Here is an 11,132-nt window from a genome sequence, read left to right as displayed (position 1 = left end):
CGCGCCAATTATGGTACGCTTTGGAGAAACTTGTTTCCTATAGTGAACCTGCCCATGCCAGCCACCACCGATCAGCAGGCCGCGCTGCGTATTGCATCCGGTCGCAAGCCCTTCGTGGAACCACTACGTCTCGGCGAACGCCTCAAGGAGCTTCGCCTGGCCAACCAGTGGACGCTGGAGGATGTCAGCCAGCGCACCGGCCTGGCCCGCTCGACCCTGTCCAAGATCGAGAACAACCAGATATCACCCACCTTTACCGCCGTACAGAAGCTGATCAACGGTCTCGACATCGACCTGCCACAGCTGCTCACGCCGCCTCGCGCCCAGCCTCGCACCATGGGACGCCGCGACCTGACCCGGCAGGGAAAGGGCGAACACCACCCAACCCCTACCTACGAACATGAACTGCTCAGCTGTGAGCTGGCCCAGAAGCGCATGATTCCCTTCAAGACCATCGTGCGGGCACGCAGCTTCGACGAGTTCAGCGAATGGGTGCGTCATGACGGCGAAGAGTTCCTGATGGTCCTGGAAGGAGAGATCTGCCTCTACACTGAGTTCTACGAACCGTTGCAGCTCGTCCACGGGGACAGCATCTACTTCGACAGTGACATGGGCCACGCGCTGGTCTCGACCAGCGCGGAGGATGCCGTGGTGCTCTCGGTCTGTACCCACGGGGACACCACCTGAGTGCAGCGCTACCGACGGTCGCCCGGGCGCCGTACCGGCATGTCATCCAGCTCCAACCTCGCCTCGGCATTGATCGCCTGGAAGTGACGCCCCTTGGCCCGGGCGATCAACAACACGCCGAAGCGCTCGGCCAGCTCCACGCCCTTCTGGGTGACGCCGGAACGTGACACCAGGACGCTGATACCCATCTGGGCGACCTTGAGCACCATCTCGGAGGTCAGTCTTCCGGTGGTATAGAAGATGTCGCTGTCCCGGGTCTCGCTGGTTTCCAGCCACTGGCGCCCTGCGAGCGTGTCCACTGCGTTATGCCGCCCCACGTCTTCGACGAAATCCAGCACCTCGGCCTGGTGGCAAAGCGCGCAGCCATGGACCGCTCCCGCGCTGCGATAGGTCTCGTTGTAATCACCCAGTCGCTCGAGGAGTGCATAGAGCACCGACTGCGAAAGTCGCGTCTCGGGCAAGCGTGTCAGCGAAGTCGAATCCAGCAGTCGCCCGAAGACGGTGCCCTGCCCGCAGCCGGTGGTCACGGTGCGCTGCCCCAGCCTGGTCTCCATGTCGTCCGGCAGCCGCCGGGTCACGACGGCGGCCGCCTCCACGTCCCAGTCGACCTGGACCGCCTGGAGATCCTCTGCGCTCTGGAGTAGCCCCTGGTTACGCAGATACCCCACCACCAGCGCCTCCGGGTCGGCACCCAGGGTCATCAGGGTGACGATTTCACGCTTGTTGAGATAGAGGGTCAGGGAGCGCTCGGCGGCGATCGCCTGCTGGCGCGATTCCCCATACTCATCGATGATCTCGACCTCGAGTATGGTGGGTAGGCGAGCGTGGCTGCGGCTCAATTGACTCATGAGGGGAGCTTCCTTTACCTCCGGATCGACTTGACCATGATGGCATCCTCCGGCCTTACTGTCTGCATGCCCACTGGAACGAGAGGACGTCCTCCATGAGTCGCGACAATCTGCGTCCCATTAGTATGACGCTTGCGGCCGAGTCCCAACGAGCTAAAGGCTTCTCGCTGACGCAATGGGGTATTGCCGATATCGCCCCCGGCAGCCATGGGCCCCTGGTAGTCGAACTGCAATTGACTCTGACGGAGCGTGCCGCCTACCGCTTCAATCTGGCCTCAGGCAACCCGCAGCTATTCGTCCGCGCCGGCTTCACCGGTCGCGATCCGGACCCCTCCGCCATCACTGCCAGTCAGGACGTAGCGGCAAGCTGGATGGATGGCGAACAGCAGGTGCTGGAAGCCCCCATGCCACTGGCCATCGAGATCTGGATCGAGGCATATCTCTCCCGACATGGCGAGGCGCCGGTGGAGGAACGCAAGAAGAAGCGCAAGGGAGCCGGGCGTGCAAGGGAAACCGGGCAAGAGGACCAGTCCCAAGGAGAGCAGACTCGGCGAATCGACTCGCTCCTGCCCGAGGCAGGCCGGAACGACACATGACCGATTCCACCGATGACTTGAACCGTCTGGAACGCTGGTCACGGCGCAAGCTTGGCCGGACGATGCAGGCTCCCTCTCCGGAGGATGCGCCGATCGTATCCGCGCAAGACGAAGTCCATGACGACAGCCCTCCGGAGGCCAGCGAGCCAGAAGCGCCTGCACCGCCATCGCTGCCTGAGGACGACCCGCTCCCCGGCAGCCTTGACGAGACTCTGCCGGACCCCGACACGCTCCAGGCGGGAAGCGACTTTACCGCCTTCCTGCAGAAAGGCGTCAGTCCGGCACTCAGACGTCGAGCGCTGCGCCAACTCTATGCCACCGGCAACTATAACGTCCGCGATGGGCTGGACGATTATGACGACGATTACAGCCAGTTGCGCCCTCTGGCCCGTGAGAGCGCCGAAAAGCTACGGCACTGGTCACGCCAACTGGGCCAGCATCTCGAGGAAGCCCTGGACGAGGCACCCGACGAATCCGATATGGAGCAGCGCGACAACGTTGGCGTGCCTCCCGCAGCAGCAAGCGCTTCCGAGGAGCGCCACGCCCCCGATGACTGTGACAATACCGAGACGCCCCGCTCTCGTACATGAGTCTTGAATCGGCCTCTACTACGAAGGGAGCATATGCCCTGCCCAAAAACTTCAACCAGACTGCTCAAGACGTGACGAGACGGCAGTACGACAGATAATAACGACAATGCCTGACCCATTGAGGCGCCGATGACTTCCATTGCTCTGACCCGCCTGGACGACGAGCGCAACAGCTCGGCTCGCCGGGCAGCACGAGGCCGCGTCTCCTGGCCGGCCAATCTCGCTCCCGATACCATTGGCTACGATAGTCGAGGCCATCTCCTCATTCTCGGCAATGAACTCGATGCTCGTCGCGCCGCAGCCAGGCTCCTGCATCGGCTCTCCTCCATCACTCTGTTGGTGACCGAACGCAGCGATATCGGGGAAAGCGAGACAGTGGATCTTGAGCAGCTCTGGGAGACGACCGCCACCCTTCCCAGCTTCACCCTCGGTAGTGCCAACGAGTTACGGCTGGAGGGTTACCTGGGCCGCTTCACGGTGACACTGCCGCTGGAGAGAGCCGGAGCCAACCTGGCACGAGCCAGCCTCTCGCGGGATCATTTCGACCTTATCCTTGACCTCGGCACTCCGCCGCAACTGGCGCTGGAATTACCACCTCCGGGGTACGTTGCCGTGCCCTGGGGAAGCCCGGCCTGTGACAGCACACTCGAGGAACTGCCGGAGATGACCGGCGAATTCGAGAAACCACGCTTCTTCGAGGTCCACCACGACCTATGCGCCCACGACAGTCGCGGGAGACGCGGCTGCACCCGCTGCCTCGACGTATGCCCGGCGGATGCCCTTGCCAGCCGGCAAGGGCGTATCGAGGCCTGGATAGAGATCGATCCCTATCGTTGCCACGGCGCCGGCAGCTGCACCAGCGCCTGCCCCACCGGTGCGATCGAGTATCGCCTGCCCCACCCCGTGCCGCTCGAGCAGCATGTCACCGCGCTGCTCGCCGCCTATGCAGAGGCCGGAGGTCACCATCCCGTGGTGCGCTTCATCGGCCGCCAGACCCTGGAGCGTGAAGCCGACGAGTCAGCGGGTCATGTACTCGATGTACCACTGGAAGAACTCGGCGCGGCCGGCCTTGAACAGTGGCTTTCGGCCCTGGCCGACGGTGCGGCCGAGGTACGTCTGCAGGCGTGCGACACGCTGCCGGCAAGCGTGAGCCGTCTGCTCGATGACCAGCTTGCCCAGGCCCGAGCTCTCCTTGGGGCGCTAGGCCACTCGCGCCGATATATTACCTGGATCGCGGCGAATGATGCCGCAGGTCGCGATGCCCTGCCCCAAGAACCCGGCCTGCCGCCGCGCGATGTCAGTGAGAACGCCGGTGAGACAACCGCCAGCGGCAAGCGCGAACGGCTCAACGCCGTGATCGACCGCCTCGCCGCCCTGGGAAAACCGCGCGAAGTACGCCAGGCGATGCCGCTCGGGGCCCCCTTTGGCGGCATCAAGGTGGCTACGGCCGGGTGCACCCTATGCATGAGCTGCGTGGCGGTCTGCCCCACCCCCGCCCTCGCCGGTGGTGATGACAAGACCCCCAGCCTGAGTCTGTGCGAAGCCGATTGCGTGCAGTGCGGTCTATGCCAGGCCGCCTGTCCCGAGCAGGTCGTCCAGTTGGTGCCGGGCTTCCTGCCCACGTCGGCACGCACTGAACGCCAAGTGCTCAAGGAGGAGCCGGCCTTCGAGTGCATCCGTTGTGCCAAGCCCTTCGCCACGGCCAGCACCATTGCCGCTATCAAGGAAAAGCTGGCCGACCATCCCTATTTCGCCGGCGAGGCCATGAAGCGCCTCGAGATGTGCGAGGACTGCCGGGTGCGGGATGTCTGGCAGGAACTGGCCCGGAACCCCGAAGCTCAACTCAAGGTGTAGCCAATGGTGCCGTCAAACACTGCCGCTGCCTCGCCCTCGGAACAGGATGCCTTGCGTGCTGACATCTATCGGCTGCTGGCACGTCTGTTGCTGGCCCCACCGGATCGTGACCTGCTTGGGTTTCTCGCCTCTCTCGAAGGTGAGGGCGAGAGCGAGAGCGGCCCACTGGCCGAATGCTGGAACGAACTGGCCATGGCGGCAGCCGCTAGCGATCCCGATACCGCCGCACAGGCTCATTTCCGTCATCTTGTCGGAGTGATCCAGGGCGAAATAACTCCCTACGCCTCCTGGTATCTGCACGGCACCCTGATGGATGAGCCCCTGGTAACCGTTCGCCGCGACCTGCGGCGACTTGGTATCGGCAGGGCGGAATCCAGCCGCGATCCCGAGGACCACCTGGCGGCCCTCTGCGAAGTCATGGCCATCCTGATTGACGCGAATTCCTCCGACCAGATGACATTTTTCCAGACCCATCTGGCGCCTTGGGCAGAGAGCTGTCTGGCCGACCTGGCAAGAGTCGACACGGCTCTCTACGCCTGTACGGGACGCCTGGGCCTTCACTTCATCGAGCAGGAGCGCCGGGAAATCCCCCCATTACATGTATCACCAGTGCGGCTGATGGAATCCCCACCCTGAGCCTGTTCTGCTCCGCCGAGACGGGACGAAACGTAAGAAAGCCGTCAAACGGCCCCGGACGATAACAATCACAATGACCGTAGCTCTCGAGGAAATACACATGGCCAAGCTCCAAGACTCACAACGCCGTCGCTTCCTGCACACCCTGGGCGCCGGAGGCGTATTGGCCGGCACGGCGGCCGTCATCGGTCATGTCAATCTGTCCCAGGCAGATACTCCGCCTGCCCAGGATGATGACAACGAAGCAGCCCGGAACTACCGGGAGACCGATCACATCCGCGCCTTCTATGCCACCCTGCGCGACTGAGCTGTCGGAGGATCGCCCCATGCGTCTGACTCGCAAGCAAGACAATCTTCGCCCGGCAGGGCTCGGCATCTCCCGCCGCCAGTTCCTCAAGCATGGCAGCCTCGCCACCGGCGGGCTTGCTGCAGCCGGCTTCATGGGCCACGGCATGATGCGTCCGGTTGAAGCCGGCGGAAAGACACCAGTACTCGATACGCCGGCCGAGGTGAAACGTACCATCTGTTCCCACTGCTCGGTGGGCTGTGGGACCTATGCCGAGGTCCAGGAAGGTGTCTGGACCAAGCAGGAGCCGGCCTTCGACCACCCCTTCAACCGCGGAGCCCATTGCGCCAAGGGTGCCTCGCTGCGTCAGCACGGCCACTCCAGCCGCCGCCTGAAATATCCCATGAAACTGGTCGACGGCGAGTGGCAGCGGCTGAGCTGGGATGATGCCATCGAGGAAATCGGGGACAGGCTGCTCAAGCTACGCGAGGCACATGGCCCCGATAGCATCTACTGGCTGGGATCTGCCAAGTTTAACAATGAGCAGGCCTACCTGCTGCGCAAGTTCGCCTCTCTCTGGGGAACCAACAACACCGATCACCAGGCCCGTATCTGTCACTCCACCACCGTGGCCGGGGTGGCCAACACCTGGGGCTACGGAGCGATGACCAACTCGCTCAACGACATGCACAACAGCAGGTCGATACTGTTCATCGGTTCCAACCCGGCCGCGGCGCACCCGGTCGCCATGCAGCATTTCCTGCTGGCCAAGGAGCGCAACGGCTGCGACATCATCGTCGCCGACCCCCGCTTCACCCGCACCGCGGCCAAGGCCGATACTCACGTACGCATCCGTCCCGGCTCCGATGTCGCCTTCATCTGGGGCCTGCTGTGGCACATCTTCGAGAACGGTTGGGAAGACCGAGAGTACATCGACCAGCGGGTCTACGGCCTGGACGAGGTGCGCACCGAAGTGGCCAACTTCACCCCTGCGGTAGTAGAGAACGTCACCGGCGTGCCCGAGGCCGCCATGCGGGACGTAGCCCAGCGGCTCGCCACCAAGAAACCGGGCTGTATCGTCTGGTGTATGGGCGGTACCCAGCATACGACCGGCAACAACAATACCCGGGCCTACTGCATTCTGGAGCTGGCCCTGGGTAATATCGGCAAGTCGGGCGGCGGCGCCAATATCCTGCGCGGCCATGACAACGTCCAGGGCGCCACCGACCTGGGGCTCGATTCCGGCAACCTCCCCGGCTACTACGGCCTTGCCGAAGGGGCATGGCAGCATTGGGCACGGGTGTGGGACGTCGACTACGACTGGATCAAGAACCGCTTCGACCAGACCGAGTATGCCGATGGCAAGCCGATGCACACCAACGGCATTACCGTTTCGCGCTGGGTCGACGGCGTCCTCGAGGAGGATGAGAGTATTTCCCAGCGCACCTCGCTCAAGGCGATGTTCTACTGGGCCATGCGGTCAACTCCCAAACCCGCGGCCCCGAAATGCGCAAGGCGATGCAGAAGCTCGACATGATGGTGATCGTCGATCCCTATCCTACCGTGGCTGCAGTCATGCATGACCGTCGGGATGGGGTCTACCTGCTACCGGCGGCCACTCAGTTCGAGACATACGGCAGCGTCACCGCCACCAACCGCTCGTTGCAGTGGCGTGACAAGGTCATCGAGCCGCTGTTCGAAGCCCGTCCCGACCATGAGATCATGTACCTGTTCGCCGAGAAGCTCGGCTTCGCCGACGAGCTCACCCGCCATATCGAGGTCAACGGCAAGGAACCGCTGATCGAAGATATCCTTCGCGAAATCAACCGTGGCATGTGGACCGTGGGTTACACCGGCCAAAGTCCGGAGCGTCTCAAGGCTCACCAGCAGAACTGGCACACCTTCAGTTTCGAGAACCTGCGCGCCGAAGGCGGCCCTGCCGATGGCGACTACTATGGCCTGCCCTGGCCCTGCTGGGGCACGCCGGAGTTCGCCCATCCCGGCTCACCCAACCTCTATGACCCGAGCGTGCCGGTAATGGAAGGAGGCATGGGCTTTCGCGCCCGCTTCGGCATCGAGCGTGACGGTATCTCTCTGCTGGCTGACGGCTCGGCGCCGGTGGGCTCGGAGCTCGATGACGGCCACCCCGAGTTCACCGACCAACTGCTCAAGGATCTCGGCTGGTGGGACGACCTCACCGACGAGGAGAAGCAGGCCGCAGATGGCGAGAACTGGAAGACAGATCTCTCCGGTGGCATCCAGCGGGTTGCCATCGAGCATGGCTGCGCGCCTTACGGAAATGCCAAGCGCGCGCCGTCGTCTGGACGTTCCCCGATCAGGTGCCGAAGCATCGTGAACCGCTCTATACCACCCGCCGCGACCTCGTGGAACGTTTTCCCACCTGGGATGATTTCGAGTCGCTGTATCGGCTCCCGACGCTCTACAAGAGCATCCAGGATCGTGACAACAGCGACCGATACCCCATCATTCTCACCTCGGGCCGTCTGGTGGAATACGAAGGCGGCGGCGAGGAGACCCGCTCCATGTCGTGGCTGGCCGAACTTCAGCAGGAGATGTTCGTGGAGATCAATCCGGCCAATGCCAATGATCTCGGCATCAGCGATGGCGACACGGTATGGGTCGAAGGCGCCGAGGGGGGCCGGGTACGAGTCAAGGCAATGATCACCCCACGGGTGGGACGCGGCGTGGCCTTCATGCCCTTCCACTTCGGCGGCATTTTCCAGGGCGAGAATCTGCATGACCGCTATCCGGAAGGTTCTGCGCCTTACGTGCTGGGCGAGGCGGCCAACACCGCCACCACCTATGGCTTCGATCCTGTGACCCTGATGCAGGAAACCAAATGCACCATCTGCCGGATCGAGCGCGCCTGAGCCCCCGACAGCGGACAAGGAGACCACCATGGCCCAGATGAAATTCATGTGTGATGCCGAGCGCTGTATCGACTGCAACGGCTGCGTCACCGCCTGCAAGAACGCCAACGATGTCGAATGGGGCATTCAGCGTCGCCGAGTCGTCACCCTCAACGACGGCGAACCCAGCGAGGTCTCGATCTCGGTGGCCTGCATGCACTGTGATGACGCCCCGTGCATGGCGGTTTGCCCCACCGACTGCTTCTACAAGACCGACGACGGTATCGTTCTCCACGACAAGGACCTGTGCATCGGCTGCGGCTATTGCCTCTACGCCTGCCCCTTCGGTGCGCCGCAGTTCCCGAAGCAGAACGCCTTCGGCGAACGCGGCAAGATGGACAAGTGCACCTTCTGTGCCGGCGGCCCTGCCGACTCCCGGGAGGAGGAGTACGAGAAATACGGCGCCAACCGCATCGCGGAAGGCAAACTCCCCCTGTGTGCCGAGATGTGCTCCACCAAGGCGCTGCTGGCCGGCGACGCCCAGACCGTGGCCGATATCTTCCGCCAGCGGGTGGTACAGCGAGGCCATCCCGACGGGGCCTGGTCGGGCAACCCTCAGGCGGCTGCCGACAATCTCGCCTATGACGCCACCCGCCAGGGGTAAGGAGGCACCATGTTCGTATCCCAAGCATGGCCCGGCCTCTGGCGGATGGTGGCCCTGGCCCTGGTGCTGTTGGTCAGCCTGGGCGTCACCCAGCCGGTATTGGCCCAGGCTGATCCAGAGCGGGAGGCGGCCACCGCCGTCGGTGGCGTCTCACCGGACACCTGGCGCCAGGTGCGCAGCGGCGAAACCGATGCCAACTACCGCGATACCCGATTCGACACCAACTACAACCTGATCAATGCCAGTGGCGAGGCCTGGCGGCAGCTGCGCAATCGCTGGGTTTCACCCTTTGGTCTGATCGCCATCGGCGGCATGCTGGCGATGATCGCGGTGTTCTACGTGATCGTCGGACGCAAGGAGCTCAGCGCGCCACGCACAGGCCGCAAGCTGCCGCGCTGGCCGCTGATGGTGCGTTCGCTTCACTGGACGGTGGCCACCCTCTTCATTGTACTGGCGCTGACGGGGCTCAACCTGCTTTACGGCAAGTTCGTCTTTCGCCCCCTGCTCGGGGATGCCGTGTGGGGCGGGATGATCTCCGCCTCGAAAATCGCCCATAACTACCTTGGACCGCTGTTCGGAATCCTGCTGATCGTGCTGCTTGCCCGGTTGCTCAAGCACAACTGGCCCAGAAAGCACGATCTGGAGTGGTTCAAGAAGGGAGGCGGCATGGTCGGCAAGGCACATGTCGATGCCGGCGAGAAACTATGGTTCTGGCTGCTCGCTACGGTTGGATTGGCAGTGATCATCAGCGGCCTGGTGCTCGACTTTCCCAACTATGGTCAGAGTCGGGACACCATGCAGTGGGCCAACATCATCCATGGCATCGGCGCGCTCGGCCTGACGGCAGTGGCCCTGGGCCATATCTATATCGGCACCATCGGCTCCGAGGGATCGCTGGAGGGAATGACCACCGGCTACGTCGATGAAACCTGGGCCAAGGACCACCACAACCTTTGGTACGAGGAGGTCAAGGATCAGGCGATCGGCGAGGAAACGCTGGCCAGTGACGAGCCGACTACCGACGAGACCGCCGGCCGATCGACATAGCCAGCAGCCGATTGCCGGAGACACCGCCTGCGAGCGGTGTCTTTTGTTATGCTGACGTCATTTGCGAACACCACCATGACGCAGGGAGACACGCCATGCAGCATCTCGACGACAACACACGCACCGAGCTGGAGGCCGCGGCCTTCCGTCGCCTGCTCAAGCACCTGGACGAGCACAAGGAGGTGCAGAACATCGAGCTGATGATTCTCGCCGACTTCTGCCGCAACTGCCTCTCCAAGTGGCTGGTTTCGGCGGCCGGGGCACGTGGCACGGACCTGGACTACGAAACTGCCCGGGAGTACGTCTATGGCATGCCCTACGATGAGTGGAAGGCCCTCTATCAGCAGAAGGCCACGCCGGAACAGATGGCTGCCTTCGAGGCCCACCAGGCCCGCAAGCGGGAGCAGAAAGGATCATGAGCGAATCGATGATACCGCTGACGATAGCGGTACTGACCATCTCCGATACTCGGGACCTGAACACCGATCGCAGCGGCGCCCTGCTCGCCGAACGTCTGGAGCTGGCGGGTCACCGGCTGGCCGAGCGTCGGATCGTGATCGATGATATCTACCGTATCCGCGCCGTCGTATCCGAGTGGATTGCCGATCCGGACATTCAGGTCATCCTGACCACCGGTGGCACCGGATTCACCGGTCGCGATTCGACGCCTGAAGCCGTGTCGGTGCTGCTGGACAAGCGCATCGAAGGATTCGGCGAACAGTTCCGCCAGCTCTCATTCCTGGACGTGGGCAGCTCGACGATCCAGAGCCGCTGCCTGGGCGGCCTGGCCAATGCCACGGTGATCTTCTGCCTGCCAGGCTCCAGCGGTGCCTGCCGTACCGCCTGGGATGGCCTGCTGGCAGAGCAGCTCGACAGCCGTCACAAGCCCTGCAACTTCGCCAACCTGGTCATACCCGAGCGAGGCCAGCATGTTTGAGACCACCGACAGCCGTCACAAGCCCTGCAACTCTCTACACGTTCAGGCCAACCTGGTCATACCCGGCCGGGTCAACATGGCTGAGCTGCAACCGATAGAGCCGCACTCACCACGCTG

At 63.3% G+C, this 11,132-nt stretch carries 11 protein-coding genes and 1 pseudogene; 11 read left to right on the top strand and 1 reads right to left on the bottom strand.

Features of this window, described 5'->3' with window-relative positions; all coding sequences use genetic code 11:
• Window positions 1-54: 54 nt before the first annotated feature.
• Window positions 55-687 carry a helix-turn-helix domain-containing protein gene (locus tag Q427_RS01195; RefSeq protein WP_043510344.1) on the top strand — a complete coding sequence of 211 codons (633 nt, stop codon included), beginning with the start codon at window positions 55-57 and terminating at the stop codon, window positions 685-687.
• An 8-nt stretch (window positions 688-695) separates the two neighbouring features.
• Here the strand turns inward: Q427_RS01195 and Q427_RS01190 are convergent, their stop codons facing one another.
• Window positions 696-1,535, bottom strand: a complete 840-nt coding sequence (locus Q427_RS01190) for a formate dehydrogenase accessory sulfurtransferase FdhD (RefSeq protein ID WP_043510343.1) — start codon at window positions 1,533-1,535, stop codon at window positions 696-698.
• 95 nt (window positions 1,536-1,630) lie between these two features.
• Between Q427_RS01190 and Q427_RS01185 the strand changes: the two genes are divergently transcribed.
• The 10 genes and pseudogenes from Q427_RS01185 to moaB all read left to right on the top strand — a co-directional run bounded on the left by Q427_RS01185 (window position 1,631) and on the right by moaB (window position 11,015).
• Window positions 1,631-2,131 carry a DUF3305 domain-containing protein gene (locus Q427_RS01185; protein WP_051496027.1) on the top strand — a complete coding sequence of 167 codons (501 nt, stop codon included), beginning with the start codon at window positions 1,631-1,633 and terminating at the stop codon, window positions 2,129-2,131.
• On the top strand, window positions 2,128-2,721 hold the full coding sequence (locus Q427_RS01180; RefSeq protein ID WP_155833416.1) for a DUF3306 domain-containing protein: 594 nt from the start codon (window positions 2,128-2,130) through the stop codon (window positions 2,719-2,721). The genes Q427_RS01185 and Q427_RS01180 overlap by 4 nt, the downstream gene beginning before the upstream one ends.
• A gap of 129 nt (window positions 2,722-2,850) precedes the next feature.
• On the top strand, window positions 2,851-4,575 hold the full coding sequence (locus Q427_RS01175; RefSeq protein WP_043510342.1) for a 4Fe-4S dicluster domain-containing protein: 1,725 nt from the start codon (window positions 2,851-2,853) through the stop codon (window positions 4,573-4,575).
• 3 nt (window positions 4,576-4,578) lie between these two features.
• Window positions 4,579-5,211, top strand: coding sequence for a TorD/DmsD family molecular chaperone (locus tag Q427_RS01170; RefSeq protein ID WP_043510341.1), 633 nt, complete (start codon window positions 4,579-4,581; stop codon window positions 5,209-5,211).
• Window positions 5,212-5,311: 100 nt separating this feature from the next.
• Window positions 5,312-5,518, top strand: coding sequence for a twin-arginine translocation signal domain-containing protein (locus Q427_RS01165; protein WP_043510339.1), 207 nt, complete (start codon window positions 5,312-5,314; stop codon window positions 5,516-5,518).
• Window positions 5,519-5,537: 19 nt separating this feature from the next.
• Window positions 5,538-8,388 (top strand): annotated as a pseudogene (locus tag Q427_RS35045) (molybdopterin-dependent oxidoreductase).
• A gap of 28 nt (window positions 8,389-8,416) precedes the next feature.
• Complete coding sequence (gene fdh3B / locus Q427_RS01155; protein ID WP_043510338.1) at window positions 8,417-9,031, top strand: formate dehydrogenase FDH3 subunit beta; 615 nt, start codon at window positions 8,417-8,419, stop codon at window positions 9,029-9,031.
• 9 nt (window positions 9,032-9,040) lie between these two features.
• Complete coding sequence (locus Q427_RS01150; protein WP_043510337.1) at window positions 9,041-10,078, top strand: formate dehydrogenase subunit gamma; 1,038 nt, start codon at window positions 9,041-9,043, stop codon at window positions 10,076-10,078.
• Between the two features lie 95 nt (window positions 10,079-10,173).
• On the top strand, window positions 10,174-10,497 hold the full coding sequence (locus Q427_RS01145) for a DUF1244 domain-containing protein (RefSeq protein WP_043510336.1): 324 nt from the start codon (window positions 10,174-10,176) through the stop codon (window positions 10,495-10,497).
• Window positions 10,494-11,015 (top strand): molybdenum cofactor biosynthesis protein B, encoded by a 522-nt coding sequence (gene moaB / locus Q427_RS01140; protein WP_043510334.1) that lies wholly within the window; start codon window positions 10,494-10,496, stop codon window positions 11,013-11,015. The genes Q427_RS01145 and moaB overlap by 4 nt, the downstream gene beginning before the upstream one ends.
• The last annotated feature ends 117 nt before the right edge of the window (window positions 11,016-11,132 follow it).

This window comes from Halomonas sp. BC04, assembly GCF_000568385.1.
The sequence above is the reverse complement of the archived record's forward strand: the minus strand, read 5'-3'. Positions and strand labels throughout refer to the sequence as shown.